At 31.6% G+C, this 14,461-nt stretch carries 11 protein-coding genes; 8 read left to right on the forward strand and 3 right to left on the reverse strand.

The window, feature by feature from the left end:
* Positions 1 to 324 precede the first annotated feature (324 nt).
* The 3 genes from N8L33_RS07600 (at position 325) to N8L33_RS07610 (ending at position 2,173) form a co-directional block, all read left to right on the forward strand.
* Positions 325 to 1,101, forward strand: coding sequence for a hypothetical protein (locus N8L33_RS07600; RefSeq protein WP_004239161.1), 777 nt, complete (start codon positions 325 to 327; stop codon positions 1,099 to 1,101).
* A gap of 163 nt (positions 1,102 to 1,264) precedes the next feature.
* On the forward strand, positions 1,265 to 1,615 hold the full coding sequence (locus N8L33_RS07605) for a hypothetical protein (protein ID WP_000370998.1): 351 nt from the start codon (positions 1,265 to 1,267) through the stop codon (positions 1,613 to 1,615).
* A 159-nt stretch (positions 1,616 to 1,774) separates the two neighbouring features.
* A complete protein-coding gene (locus N8L33_RS07610) occupies positions 1,775 to 2,173 on the forward strand; it encodes a hypothetical protein (protein WP_235196429.1) in 399 nt (132 codons plus the stop codon).
* 477 nt (positions 2,174 to 2,650) lie between these two features.
* Here N8L33_RS07610 and N8L33_RS07615 read toward each other — a convergent pair whose 3' ends face one another.
* The 3 genes from N8L33_RS07615 to N8L33_RS07625 all read right to left on the reverse strand — a co-directional run bounded on the left by N8L33_RS07615 (position 2,651) and on the right by N8L33_RS07625 (position 7,443).
* The gene (locus tag N8L33_RS07615; protein WP_261059479.1) at positions 2,651 to 3,859 is read right to left on the reverse strand and encodes an ATP-binding protein; all 1,209 of its coding nucleotides are present in this window, start codon (positions 3,857 to 3,859) and stop codon (positions 2,651 to 2,653) included.
* 394 nt (positions 3,860 to 4,253) lie between these two features.
* The gene (locus tag N8L33_RS07620) at positions 4,254 to 5,792 is read right to left on the reverse strand and encodes a response regulator transcription factor (protein WP_261059480.1); all 1,539 of its coding nucleotides are present in this window, start codon (positions 5,790 to 5,792) and stop codon (positions 4,254 to 4,256) included.
* Positions 5,773 to 7,443 carry a sensor histidine kinase gene (locus N8L33_RS07625; RefSeq protein ID WP_261059481.1) on the reverse strand — a complete coding sequence of 557 codons (1,671 nt, stop codon included), beginning with the start codon at positions 7,441 to 7,443 and terminating at the stop codon, positions 5,773 to 5,775. The genes N8L33_RS07620 and N8L33_RS07625 overlap by 20 nt, the downstream gene beginning before the upstream one ends.
* Positions 7,444 to 7,645: 202 nt before the next feature.
* Here N8L33_RS07625 and N8L33_RS07630 point away from each other — a divergent pair, with 202 nt between their 5' ends.
* The 5 genes from N8L33_RS07630 (at position 7,646) to N8L33_RS07650 (ending at position 14,112) form a co-directional block, all read left to right on the forward strand.
* On the forward strand, positions 7,646 to 8,563 hold the full coding sequence (locus N8L33_RS07630; RefSeq protein ID WP_000861540.1) for an ABC transporter permease: 918 nt from the start codon (positions 7,646 to 7,648) through the stop codon (positions 8,561 to 8,563).
* A gap of 17 nt (positions 8,564 to 8,580) precedes the next feature.
* Positions 8,581 to 9,477, forward strand: a complete 897-nt coding sequence (locus tag N8L33_RS07635) for a carbohydrate ABC transporter permease (RefSeq protein ID WP_261059482.1) — start codon at positions 8,581 to 8,583, stop codon at positions 9,475 to 9,477.
* A gap of 9 nt (positions 9,478 to 9,486) precedes the next feature.
* Complete coding sequence (locus tag N8L33_RS07640) at positions 9,487 to 11,052, forward strand: type 2 periplasmic-binding domain-containing protein (protein WP_000792259.1); 1,566 nt, start codon at positions 9,487 to 9,489, stop codon at positions 11,050 to 11,052.
* A gap of 205 nt (positions 11,053 to 11,257) precedes the next feature.
* On the forward strand, positions 11,258 to 11,902 hold the full coding sequence (locus N8L33_RS07645) for a YesL family protein (RefSeq protein ID WP_261059483.1): 645 nt from the start codon (positions 11,258 to 11,260) through the stop codon (positions 11,900 to 11,902).
* Positions 11,899 to 14,112, forward strand: coding sequence for a glycoside hydrolase family 31 protein (locus N8L33_RS07650; RefSeq protein WP_261059484.1), 2,214 nt, complete (start codon positions 11,899 to 11,901; stop codon positions 14,110 to 14,112). Before N8L33_RS07645 ends, N8L33_RS07650 begins: the two co-directional genes overlap by 4 nt.
* Positions 14,113 to 14,461 lie beyond the last annotated feature (349 nt).

Here is a 14,461-nt window from a genome sequence, read left to right on the forward strand (position 1 = left end):
TAATTCTAGCATCATTCGTCGTCTGAGACTAACTTCCAGTTTTGGGAGAGAGATGGAAGTTACTTTTAGAAGTTACGGACAAGATAATGTATCTATAACGTATTAGAAAGTTATTGACTAATAGTCAGTGATTGGTTATAATAAAATTGTATACTTTATTACACGGAGATGGTGTAAAGTGGTAAATAACACATCCAAATTTGGAAGTCGGTCACTTAGGAACTAAGTTTAATGACCAAAGGTGGGTTCGAACCCTACCCTCCGAAAGAGTTTTGATTTATGAAAACTTTTTCGAAGAGTAGGGTTTTTGTTTTTGGAGGGGAAATGGCACAACAGCTTACAAAGGAAAATTTATATCAATTCTATACTGAAAATATTCGATATGCAGATTTTCAGTTAGATGTTCTTAGACGTCAAATAAGACCATTAGCAGGTGAATATTATTGGTATATTTCAAATAATAAAGAAAGTCAAATTAGAAAAAAGCTTATATATGAATTGAAAGCATTGACTAATCTATACGCTTATATTTTAGGTAGCAGATTTGAATTACAATTGATGAAAATATTACATGAAAATTCTTCGGTAGCCTTTAGTGAGGCTGAATTACAAACTATTATTAAGAGAAAAGGTACAACATATGATAAATGGCATAAGTGCCTAGAAATCAGTTTTCAAAAATCAACAGATATTGATTGGACTGATGTGAATGGACAAAATCTATTAGAGCTCTTTCGAGATAAGAGTAATTATTTAAAAGAGTTTCAGGAATTTATAACGATGAGAAATAGATTGGCTCATGGTCAGTGGAGTACACAATTAAATTCTGATGGAACAAAAGAAAGTACTCCAGATGCTTTGAATAAATACGATGATATATCAAAATTAGTTTTGTTATCAAAAAAACTAGATACAATGGTTAAGATAGTTGAAACAATAGTAGTATACAGAGAAAAAAATAATGAAAAGTTCAAAAATAAGATATCTAATTTAATTAAAGAAAACAAAATTATCGACTGTAGAATCAAAAATAGTAGCCTTAAAAAATATGTCCAACTAGAAATTAATAAGTTTGATAAGAAGAAAAGTCGAAATAGATAATAATTTGAAATTATTAAAAAAATCTGGCATTAATACGGTTCGCATATATTCTATTTAAGATCAATACTTCCAATATATCGTATTAGTTTTCGGGAAGTCAAAATTTTGTTGTTATTTATGATATACTAATGCTACAATTATATCCTTTGATGAGGTAAAATTTATGGATAATGTAGTGAGATTACACTTGAAGACTGGGACTGATTCTAGACAGGAATTGGTGGATTTCTGTTTAAATAGTAAAAAACAGTATGTTGCTATTGGGTGGAGTAGTCAGAGTGAAGATCTCTATCGTGAGAGTTTTCAAGAGTATTATCAAAGGGTTAAAGAATTATCTGGAAGAGCTAACCCAGCAATTAACGTTTTTAGGGATGCAAAAGTAGACGACTTATTCTGGACAAGAGATCTAGATGGTAGATACTGGATTTGTAGAGTTAAGTCGCCTGTTGAAGTAGTATGTGATAAACGATTGGATATTGGAGCAGTCTTACCAGTTGAAGCTTATAATTTTTGAATGCAAGTTCCTGGTCAAATTAAATCGTCCTTCAATAGGCCACGAGGTGGTACTGTTGAAAGAATTCGTGATAGAATAATAATTGAGTATTCGAAAACAATTTTTAATCAATTATCAAACAGTAAATATTATAAGGTTATTCCATATGAGGATAATCTTTTGGATAATCTACCAGATTTTGACTTAGAGGAACTTGTGATATCTTATTTGCAAATAGAAGAGAACTACTATGTTCTATCTAATTCAATAGCAAATAAATCTACTACAATTAAGATCGAGTGTGAAATGATTTCTAGGGAGGTTGGCAACTTTAGGAAAGCTGTGGTTCAGGTGAAAGGTAAGAAAGCGAAAGTACTTGATGCTTTAGATTTTAAACAATATGTTGAAGAGGGATATATAGTTTACCTATATGCACCGCAAGTAATTAATATAGATCAGATTGACAATGTGATTCGAATAGATAATGATGACCTATTAGATTTTTACAAGAAAAACAAACCCATACTCCCATTATCAATAACTCAGTGGGAAACTCTATTCGGGAGTAATAACAGCTAAGTTGTTTACTTGAAATTTCCCTCATTCAATAAAACTTATACAAATTTTTTGAAATAAAAAGGCAGTTGAAAACTATAGAATATTGATTTTACACTATTTTTAGTCCAACTGAAACTCATACTTTCCAAACCAGGTCTTAAGAAAGCTCGTAAAGCTTCACAATTCTCAAAACGTTAATCAATACGATTATATCAACGTTTCAAAGCACTTTGCAAAGATTTTGCAAAGTGCTTTTTTGTCGATTTTTTAGCTCGATTAGCTTTGTGATAACCTTCTGATAACCTTTTCTAAATTTTGATTGCAAGGCTAGGCGTGATTACCTTATTTAATTTCTATCATTTTTTATTTTGATGAAGGGTAACTTAGTTTCTACGGAATAACCTTTTTCGGTCATAATAAAACACTCCTGTTCATAGTTTCACTAGATCTAAACAGGAGTGTTATTTTTGCGTCTCAATTTATGTGTTCAGTGCCTATCTACTTTTCTAGTAACCAATCTATAATGTTTTTCTTCTCAATACCATTGTAATTGGCTGTTGGCTGAATCGTATCCATTGTTAATAGATATTTTGGGAATTGATCTTTAATGGCTTCTAGTGGTCTAAGTTCTCTTTCTAGTGTTTCTGGAGCAAGTGTTGTTTCACTGACTTGATAATAAGTGTAGTGACCAAGATCAGTTACAACAACAAAATCAACCTCATATTTATCTAAATTACCAACATATACTTGTGAATATCTACGTCTCAATTCCAAATAGACAATATTTTCCAAGATATGGCCAATATCTTCTTTGTGGTCTGGCAATAAGAGGTGTCGTAAACCTAAATCAACGGGATAATATTTTTCTAAGCGTTGCAATAATGCTCTACCTTTTACATCAAAACGTGGAACGGAATAAAAAAGCAAACTATCTGTCAAAGTCGTTAAATAATTTTCCAAAGTATTATGGGATATTGAAACATTTTGGCTGACAAGGGTATTGCGAATCTTATTTGTTGATATTAAGCTACCTGTACTACTGAGAAGGGTTCGGACAATGCGCTCAATAATAGTAGGATTTGGATTTCCCAATCTAGTGACAATATCATTTAACAGTATGGAGTTATATATTCCTCTGAGATAGTCAATTTTTTCAGCGTAAGATGATGTTTGCAATAAGTAAGGGAAAGCACTAAAGAGATAATTGTTAAAAATTTCTGTTGTATTCAGATTCTCTGAGAGAGATTGACCTGATAGGTATTCTTCAAATGACAATGGAAGAACCTCTATCTCAACATAACGCCCAGTCAAATTTGTAGCTAATTGGCTGCTCATAAAGTAGGCGTTGGATCCAGTCAAATAGAGGTCAACATTTGGCAAGATGAATAGGCTATCTGCAACTAGTTCAAATTTTTCAACATGTTGAATTTCATCTAAAAAGATATAGTATGTTTTCTCCTCAACTAACCGCTTTTTTATATAAGCGAATAATGTTTGAAAATTTCGCAATTCATAATAACTCAGATCTTCAAAATTGATGGATATAATCTGATTTTCGTCTACCCCAGTTGCTACTAACTCCTCTTTATAGAGTTGAAAAAGCACAGATTTACCAGCTCGTCTAACTCCACTCACAACCTTAATGATTTGTCGGTCACGATGTCTTCTTAAAAAATCTAAATAATGTGGTCTTTTAATATAGTTCATAATAGATACCTCAAAGATAGTATAATACAAACAGAAATTATTTTCAAATATTTAGAAATAATATTTAATTTATTTGATTATTTCTAAATATTTAGAAATAGGGTTTTTGCAATTAAAAAATAGTCCATTTTGCTATGGCATGATAGTAAACCTTATGAGGTTTTGTAGCAAGTATTCAAATAAAAAGCGCATACTATCAGGAATGTAAAAGCTTGATAGTATACGTTTTATCCTAGAAATATTTACTGGCTGTTTTTCTCAAACTGACTTTTTAAGAAGTTACCTTATCAACAATTTTAAATAAGTTTATGGAGCTATCTTTGGAAAAACTGTAGAATTTCAAAAATTACTACAGACCTTGAATTTTACTTATCATTTCAATGATTTAGATTGCTTACATTTTATTTTGATATGTTTTACGGTAATCTCCAGGAGAAAGTCCAGTCTTTTGCTTAAAAATTTTAGTAAAGTAAGAATAATTATCATACCCTACTTGACAGGATACTTGTGATATCGAGATATTTGTTTGAGATAGGAGAGATTTAGCAGCATTAATACGCTTATCCGTTATATATTTAACAAGAGTTTCTCCAGTTTCTTTTTTAAAAATTCTAGCTAAATGATCTGCACTGAGATAAACCATATCTGCTAATATAGAACGATTTATATCCTCATAGTAGTGATGATCTATGTATTCGACAATACGTTGAATACTATTTTTCTGGTTTTCAATGTTTGTTGCAAATTTCTTAGCATGTGACCAATAATAATCAAAGTAATCCTGAAAAGATTCAATTGAATGAAAGCGTCGTTGGAATAAGAAATCATGAGTGCTATTTTGGAACAATTTATGTGCCGAAATTCCTTTTTGATCTAGATATATTCCTATTTGTTGAGTCCAATCTAGTAAAATTTGTTGTAGTGTGAAAGTAGGAATTTGAGAATTATAAGTAAGTGAATTAATTTTTTCTCTTAATTCGTATTCACTTAAGGTATCTAAAAAAGTAATTGAAAGAGTTTCTGTTTTAAAGGAAGTTGGAAAACTATGTGGAACACATGTAATAGTATTCCAATAAGAAACATATTGTTCATTATAAGTGTAGAGTTCTTTGGTATGAAATAAAATATCGGATATTTTATGGCAACTCTTATATATTATGTTTGAGTATTTACTAAAGTTATTAGAAATTTGAGAATGAATCTCATATGCCAATTTATCACTACGTTTGGATGAGTCTACTCTAAAGAGACAAACATATTGATCGACCTGGCTTTCCATCTTGAATAGACTTATCAGCTTATTAGAAGGTTGTGAAATTCTTTGAAGTTCTCTTTTTAGTTGAGAAGTCCATGATGGGGTTTCTGCAGAATAATCTTCTTCATTAAGATTGATTGTTAAAACTGCAAGGAAAAAATATTGGTGTTTTTGAAGAATAAAATCTTGTTTGCTTGCTATATTTTCTAGCTCATCAATGCGAGAAATTTGAGGTTTTCTAAGGTAATCATACCAGAAGTTATCTTCTATTTGTAAAAGTGCATCATTTTTTCCGTTTAAGTTATGATTCTCAATTTTACTAATGGCTTTTTGAATAATAAATTCTAAATTTTCAAAGTTTATGGGTTTTAGATAGTATTCGAAGCTTTGTAATTCAATTGCTTTTTGAGCATAGTTGAAGTCGGCGTAATTGGTTAAAAAAATTGTTTTTATATCATATTTTTCATTTCTAATCCACGATAAGAGTTCGAGGCCACTACCTTGAGGCATTTCTATATCGCTTATCATGAGATCAATAGGATTCTCTCTAATAATATTTTGAGCTTGAGTGAGGCTATAAGCAACATAAACAGTGTCAATGTGTAGTTTAGCCCAATTTATTTTCTCTCGTAAAGCTTCAATGATAAAACGATCGTCATCAACTAATAAGATGTTCATTATAACCTCCGTCTATAATCTTGTATGGAATGAGTAAAAGAATTTTAGCCCCACCTTCTTCATTATTTTCAAATGCAATACTATAGTCATTAGGATAGAGAAGATTTAAACGTTCGATGGTGTTTGTGATCCCAATATGATGTCCATCTTCTGTTATTAGAGACTGTTTCTGATTTAGTTTTGATAAAATTTCTTCAGAGAAACCTGGACCATTATCCTCGATACAAATATGAATGTAATCTGAGTTCTCAGTTTTTACTTTTTTTATTGATAGTAAAATTGTAAATAAATCCTGAAATGAAAAACCGTGTTTTATTGTGTTTTCAATAAACGTTTGTAACAGTAACGATGGGACAAGAGTATTTTGTAAATCAGAATTGTAGTCTAGTGAAAAGTAGATGCTATTCCCATATCGAATTCGTTGTATTTCTAAATAATCTTTAATATGCTGAACTTCATCTTTAAGTTCTGAAAAATCTTGATTAGCCATAAATAAATGACGGAGATAATTTGAAGTTAGGATAGTTAATTCTTCAATTTCCTTGTAGTTTTTTGTTTGAAGCATACTATGAATCATTGATAACATATTTAAGTAGAAATGCGGACGAATTTGATTTTTAAGATAATTAAGTTCTATCTTCTTAAGTTCTAGTTGTGAATGGTATTCCCGTATTTTTAATTCTTGCATGTCAAATATTACTTTATTAAGTTTATCATTTGCCTTATCAATTTCTAGTATACCTTCAGATATAAAAAATTCAGAAGGGGGGATGGAGTCCCCAAATTGAGAGAGCCGTTCAGTAAGTCTTGTTATAGGTTTAATCATCCATTGACGAATATATAGGATAATGATGATTGATAAAATGGTGATAATGATAGGAACGGCTGATAAAAATACTTCTAAGAGTGTGATATTTCTAAAGACTTCGGCATAATCGACTAAAACATAAATATCGAAAGGTAAATGCGTTTTTTCATTTTGAGCATGAATTAGGTAGTTTTCGGAGGGTATATTGTTAGGCTCTTTTAGGGAAAGTTTACCATTATTTCCAATATTGAGTTTTCTTAGAGGTTTTAGGATATCTTCTGAAGATATGACGGCATAAATGATTTTTCCTTCGTAATGAACAGATTTAACTAAGTATTCGCTGTTTTTAGTAGTTACATTTTTCCATTTACGGTCACTTATATCACTACGCAATGATTTTAGATTTGATTTTAACAGTAGATAATCTTCATATGGAATATAAAGATTGGAGACATTTATAAAATGATCAGTACTATCGGTTTCTAATAAGAATGTCATATGAGTTTCATTTTGATATTCAAACTCTGTAAAGCTAGTTTGAACTTTTTTAAGATTTTCTTGATACTCAAGAAACGTTTGTACATGATTTAATTTCTCTAAAGATTCATTATGCGTTATTGTTGAGTACATAAAGCGTTCTACAGAATGCAATTTTTCATTAACAGAGTCAGCATAAATTTCAATTGAACTACGTAGGTGTACTATATTTTGGTTTTTAATAAAATTTCTGGTTATGTTACTCATAGCAATATTGATTAAAATATTTATCAATAGTAGTACAAGTAGGAGTTTAAAGAAAAAATGAATGGAATGTTTTTTTGATAAGTCGTGATTTAATTTCATATACTATTCTCCTATTAAAATTATAGCACTTTGAAAATACGATATCATGTAACAAAACAGATATGTTTTATCAAGATGTCGGAAAAGTAATAGTTTTTAAAATTAAAAAACTGAAAAATTGATAAACCTAGTCCAAAAAGTTCTATTAAGAGAATTCTATATGGTGTAAAATAATCGTAGAAAATCAGATGGGAGGAAAAACATGAAAGTAGCATCTCAACTTCATAAAATAAAATTAAAGCATAGTATTCCGTTATATATATTACTTTTTCCTTCAATATTGCTATTAATTTTATTTTCCTATATTCCCATGTTAGGACTAATTATTGCATTTAAAGACTATTCACCAGCCAATGGTATCTTTGCTAGTCAGTGGGTAGGATTTAAGTACTTTACTCAATTTTTCTCATCATTCCAATTCGGGACAACTATGTTCAATACATTAAAAATTTCACTTTATAGTATTGTAGTAGGATTCCCCTTACCTATTATACTAGCTATCATTAGTAATCAGTTAAGGGTTGGGAAATTTAGAAAAATATTTCAAGTGACAACTTACTTACCTCATTTTATCTCTACAATGGTTATGTGTGGGATGATCATCTTATTTTTATCTCCTACTAGTGGTTTGTTAGCGAATGTATTTAAGTCTGTTGGAATCACTATTCCAGATTTTTTATCAAAACCTAGTCATTTTGCAGGTGTTTATGTTTGGAGTGATGTATGGCAACATATTGGTTGGGATAGTATTATTTATCTAGCAGCGCTTTCTGCAATTGATCCTACATATTATGAAGCTGCAACTATGGATGGTGCCTCTAGGTTACAAAAAATTCGGCATATAGAATTACCATTGCTTTTGCCGACTGCTATGATTTTATTAATATTAAGAGCAGGTAGTTTATTAAGTGTAGGGTTTGAGAAAGTATTACTACTACAGAATCCACTTAATTTAGCAGGAAGTGAGATAATTTCGACCTATGTTTATAAAGTTGGTATGGTGAACTTTCAGTATAGTTATTCGACAGCTATAGGATTATTTAACACCGTAGTCAATCTAATAATTTTGTTATCTGTTAACTGGTTCTCGAAAAGATATACTAGAACGGGTCTTTTTTAAAGGAAGGAGTGCTCAAGGTGAAATGGTTTCATAAATCAAGAAAAACAAACTCTGAATTATTATTTGATATGGTTACCTATGGTTTAGCAATTTTCCTCATCCTGTTAATTGTTTATCCGTTATGGTTTGTAGTGATTGCATCTTTTAGTAATCCTTCAGATGTTGCAAATGGAAAGGTATGGTTTATTCCTAGAGAATGGAAATTAGATGGATATTTACGTCTTATTCAACAACCTTTATTCTTACGTAGCTATCTAAATACCATTTTATATACTGTTGTTGGTACCTTGGTTGCTTTAGTAGTCAATATTCCAGCTGGTTATGCTTTATCTAGGAAAGAATTAGTTGGTAGAAAGTGGATGAGTATTCTATACATAATTCCTATGTTTGTATCAGGTGGCTTGATTCCTACCTACTTAACAGTAAAGAATGTAGGCTTGATTGATACATTTTGGGTAATGGTAATACCTTTTGCAGTTTCATCATACAATATTATTGTTGCTAGAACTTTCTTTAATAATAGTATTCCAGACGGGATGTGGGAGGCTGCGCAAATTGATGGATGTGGTACAATTCGTTATTTTATTAAGATAGTCGTTCCGTTATCAAAAGCTATTATAGCAGTTATTGGACTTTGGACTGCAGTTGGTATTTGGAATTCGTGGTTTAATGCTTTAATTTATTTAACGAATGAAAATTTACAACCATTGCAATTAATTTTACGACGTTTACTAATTAGTAATCAAATGTTACAATCGCAAGCAACAGGAGAAGTTGCATCAGATCTTCGTATCAAAGCCGATATGATGAAATATGCAGCAATTGTTATTTCAACCGCTCCGATAATGTTGCTATATCCCTTTGTTCAAAAATATTTTAATCAAGGCGTAATGATTGGCGCCTTGAAAGAATAGGAGAAAAACATGAAAAATAAATCATTTACATATTTGTTCTTAGGAACAGTTACACTTGCTGGCTTAACAGCCTGTGCAAATTCTAATAATGCGAATAAGGACGATAAGTCTGGAGAAGATTCTTATAAAATCACAACTGTTCGTTGGTCTGACTGGGGAGAAGATTATCACAAAGGTTTTCTAACAGATTCTGCCAAGGAAGCAGGTATTGATGTTAAATGGGATACACTTGTAGCTGCAGATTGGGCAGATAAGAAATCTGTGTTGGTTGCTAGTGGAGATTTACCAGATGCATTTTTAGGTTCAAATGCTTTTACAGATTCAGAAATTGCTCAGAACCAATCTTTATTTATTCCATTGGAAGATTTAATCAAAGAAAACATGCCAAATTTAACTAAGGCTATGGAGAAAGAACCTAAGATTAAAGCGATGATTACTTCACCAGATGGTCATATCTACAGCCTGCCTAAGAAATTACCGATGCGTCCTACTGTAGCTAATCAGCTATTTATTAATAAAAAGTGGCTGGATAATTTAGGATTAAAGGTTCCAGAAACTTATGATGATTTAGTAAAAGTATTACAAGAATTTAAGGATAAAGATGCGAACGGAAATGGAGACGCTTCTGATGAAATTCCATTCGGAGCAGGAAACTTTGATCCAACATTCTCATATATTCTTCCGTTCAATAATCGTTTAGGGGCAGATAATACATATGAAATGTCTGTAAAAGATGGAAAACCAGTCTACCTTCGTACAGAAGAAAGTTATAAACAAGGGATTGCAGCAATGCACGAATCTTATAAAAAAGGTTTGATTGATCCGGAAATCTTTACAGAAGATACCTCTATGAGTGTAGCAAAACGTATGGATAAGGGAGTATCTAGAGTAGGTGTTTCTAGTGGTTGGACAGCAGATGCAACGTTTGGCTTACATTCAAGTGAATATATTGCTCTACCTGCTTTAAAAGGTATGGATGGTAAACAATATGTCTTTTCTGATCCAGATCATTACAACTATGGTCGAAATGAAATTTTGATTACAAATAAGAGCAAAAACCCTGCTAAATTATTGAAATGGTTGGATAAATTATATACAGATGAAGCAAGTATTCAGAATTTCTATGGATCATTTGGAATAGCTACTGAAAAGAATGGTGATAAGTTTAAAGTGTTACCTCCTAAAGATGGTAAATCAGCTGATGAATGGGCATGGATTAATTCACTTCGAGATTTTGGTCCTAAATACGTAAGCGATGATATCAATAGTCGCGTAGAAATCGATCAAACACAAGGTGATGGATTGAAATTGAAGATGGACCAAGATTTGAAACAATTTGCATTGCCAGCTTACCCCAATGTGATTTATTCACAAGAAGAACTTAACAAATTATCATCAATCTATGTGAGTATTGAATCTTATGTCAAACAACAAGCATCTAAATGGGTAGTTGAAGGCGGCATAGAAAAAGAATGGGACTCATACAAAGAAACTCTTAAGAATATGGGATTGGACGAATTTATGAAGATTCAACAGGAAGCATATAATCGTTACCAAAAAGAAGTAAAAGAGTAATATTTTATATGAACTCTTGGTTGTATGAACAAGGGACTAGCTAATTATAGGAAGCGAGACTGATAACATCAGATTATCTCGCTTCCTTTATTCTAATTTTTAAAGAAATTTGGAAATGTTTTTTAAATAATTTAGGTAATATTTTTGTACAACTGACATTATAAAATATAGAGTTAAGGCAATCGATTTTATGGAGATATCTATTATGCAAAAATTATTTTCATTAGATGGAAAAGTGGTTAGAATTTTAACTTTTTTGACAGATTTAATTATTTTAAATACTCTATTTATTGTTAGTTGTATTCCAATAGTTACAATTGGGGCATCACTAACTTCTCTTACGACAATGTGGTATCGTATTTTAAAAGGTAAAGATACCGATATTGCTTATCATTATTTTCGGATCTTTAGACGAAATTTTAAACAATCAACTTTTATTTGGTTGTTTATCCTCCTAATAGAATTACTTTTATATGTGAACTATTGTCTTTGGGGCTATTCAAGTTTATTTTCAGAGTATAGTTTATTGTTAGTGTTGCCCTTTTTATTTGTTATAATACTTTTGATGAGTGTTATTTTTCCCTATATTGGTCTATTTAAAGATAATCTAAAAAATAGTATTGTAAATAGCGTACTAATTTGTATGTTAAATCCAATACAAGATATCATGTTGGTTTTATTTAATATTTCTGTACTGTATATGAGTTTTAGTAGTCCAGAACGAGTTTTAACATCTATTTACGTATTTACATTTGGGGGATTTGCTTTTTGCGGATTGATGAATGTAACGATAACAAATAAAATGTTTGATAAGGTAAAGAAATTTACTAAAAGGAGGAAAACAAATTGAAAATTTTTAAGGGAGAGTTTTATCGAATCTCTGTATTAACAGACAAGTTAGTAAGGTTAGAATACTCTCAAACTGGAAGTTTTGAGGATAGAACGACACAACTTATCTATAATAGAGATTTTGGTCAAGTTTCGTTAGATTATATCGAGACATCAAACGTACTAGATATTATGACGGACTATTTTCATTTGCACTTTAATAAAGGAGAATTTAACGCCGAAAATTTATTTATAGAATTAAAAGGAAATTTTGCCGTATATGGTAGTCGCTGGTATTTTGGTGAATCTATTGAAACGTTAAAAGGAACAGCTCGGACTCTGGATAAGGCAGATGGAGCAATCTCGTTAGAAGATGGAATTATTAGCCGAAATGGTATAGCCTTATTGGATGATTCTCAAGGATTTATTTGGGATGAACAGTCTGGTTATATTGAGAGAGAAAATCAAATTGACCTGTATTTCTTTGCCTATGGGCATGATTATAGAGGAGCAATCAGAGACTTTTACTATTTGACTGGTTCAACACCCTTGTTGCCAAGATACGCTTTAGGTAATTGGTGGAGTAGGTATTGGCCTTATACGTCGGATGAATACTTGGATTTAATAGATAGATTTAAAACAGAGAAAATTCCATTATCTATCGGTGTTTTAGATATGGATTGGCATATAACTGAAATTCCAGCCCGTTTTGGAAGTGGGTGGACAGGATATAGTTGGAATAAAAACTTAATACCTAATCCAGAACAGTTATTGCAACAACTTCATGATAGAAAGTTAAAACTCTCCTTAAATGTCCATCCTGCTGATGGTATACGGGCTTATGAAGAAGCTTATCCTCGAGTCGCCAAACGATTAGGGTTAAATGTAGAATTAGAAGAACCTGCTATTTTTGATTTTTTTAATCCCTCTTTTAGGGAAGCCTACTTTAAAGATGTTCATTATGAGCTAGAAAAGCAGGGAGTAGATTTTTGGTGGATTGACTGGCAACAGGGGACTCAAGGCATGTTGGATCCACTGTGGCTTTTAAACCATTATCACTATCAGGATAGTTGTAAAAATGCAGAAGGTGGCTTGATTTTATCAAGATATGCAGGTCCTGGTAGTCATCGCTACCCTGTTGGTTTTTCAGGGGATACTATTATTAGTTGGAATTCCTTAAGATTTCAGCCTTATTTTACAGCGACAGCATCTAATATCGGTTATAGTTGGTGGAGTCATGATATCGGTGGACACATGCTGGGAGATTATGACGAAGAGCTACAAACCAGATGGCTACAGTTTGGCGTTTTTAGTCCGATTACTCGCTTACATAGTTCTAGAAGTCCCTTTAATAGTAAAGAACCTTGGTTTTTTTCAGAAACAACATCTAAGATTATGAAGAAATACCTTCGTTTGAGACATCAGATGATTCCCTATCTATACACTATGAATGTAAAGACACACGAGGAGGGTGCCCCATTAATCAGCCCAATGTATTATTTCTACCCAGAGAATGATGAGAGTTATAATGTTCCAAATCAATACTTTTTTGGAACAGAACTGATGGTGGCTCCCATTGTAGAAAAGATGGATTTGGCATTCCAATCTGCAAAAGTGGATGTATGGTTTCCTGAAGGTGAATGGTACGACTTCTTTTCAGAGAAAAAATACACAGGTGGTGTGAAGTTAAGTGTTTATAGAGATATTTCGACGATACCTGTGTTTGCAAAAAGTGGTGCAATCATTCCCTTGGTTGGTTCTGAGATAGATATGGGTGTTGATTTACCTGAAGTTGTAGATTGGTATGTATTCCCAGGCAAACAACATTCTTTTGAAATGATTGAAGATCAAAATGGTCAAAGATATAAAACAAGATTATCAATCGACTGGGAAATGGGAATGCTAGAGTTAGCCTTACAAGGAGATTCTAGTATCGTTCCAAGCAATAGAAAACATAGAATTCATTTTAAAGGAACGAATGTGTCTATGATTGAATTGCCAAATAAGAATGATACAGCTAGATTTGAATGGAAAGATAATAAAAGGACATCCCTAAATGACGAAGTTTTTAGACTACTAAAGACAGCTTCTCTTCCATATGAATTAAAAGATAGATTATTAAATCAATTCATCAATGCCAAAAATTCTCATGAGTTAATGAATATCTTGCATCATCAGGATAAGGAATTGAGAGGGCGTTTGTTGGAAGTGATATTTACTAATGAAAACTAATTGAGAAATTTCGTACACAATTTCTATTATTTAATGTGTAACAGTTTTACATCTCTATGCTTATTGGCTTGTATTTTAGTAATTGCAAGTTTGGCATAGGGATGTTTTTGTTTACTGAAGAGGAAAGGATAAGTATGTTTCAAGTTTTGAAACATTTTTAAACGAAACAAGAGCAAATTTTTAAAGGTGATTTTTCAAAGTAACTTCCACTTGCCTGACCGAAGTGGAAGTTAGTCTGAAACGGATTTTTATGGCGGAATTAAGTATGAGACGTGTGATTTTTTCAGAAAATTTTCTAAAAAAACAGGATTTGTTTGACATTTATTTGAAAATTCTGTAAAATGAATTA

Source organism: Streptococcus mitis, from assembly GCF_946188695.1.
In the GTDB taxonomy this organism is placed as follows: Bacteria; Bacillota; Bacilli; order Lactobacillales; family Streptococcaceae; genus Streptococcus; species Streptococcus mitis_DF.

What these genes read in the sequence shown, in the direction of transcription:
- N8L33_RS07600 (WP_004239161.1), top strand. Translation starts at nt 325, where the DNA reads ATGGCACAACAGCTTACAAAGGAAAATTTATATCAATTCTATACTGAA.
- N8L33_RS07605 (WP_000370998.1), top strand. Translation starts at nt 1,265, where the DNA reads ATGGATAATGTAGTGAGATTACACTTGAAGACTGGGACTGATTCTAGA.
- N8L33_RS07615 (WP_261059479.1), bottom strand. Translation starts at nt 3,859, where the DNA reads ATGAACTATATTAAAAGACCACATTATTTAGATTTTTTAAGAAGACAT.
- N8L33_RS07620 (WP_261059480.1), bottom strand. Translation starts at nt 5,792, where the DNA reads ATGAACATCTTATTAGTTGATGACGATCGTTTTATCATTGAAGCTTTA.
- N8L33_RS07625 (WP_261059481.1), bottom strand. Translation starts at nt 7,443, where the DNA reads ATGAAATTAAATCACGACTTATCAAAAAAACATTCCATTCATTTTTTC.
- N8L33_RS07630 (WP_000861540.1), top strand. Translation starts at nt 7,646, where the DNA reads ATGAAAGTAGCATCTCAACTTCATAAAATAAAATTAAAGCATAGTATT.
- N8L33_RS07640 (WP_000792259.1), top strand. Translation starts at nt 9,487, where the DNA reads ATGAAAAATAAATCATTTACATATTTGTTCTTAGGAACAGTTACACTT.
- N8L33_RS07645 (WP_261059483.1), top strand. Translation starts at nt 11,258, where the DNA reads ATGCAAAAATTATTTTCATTAGATGGAAAAGTGGTTAGAATTTTAACT.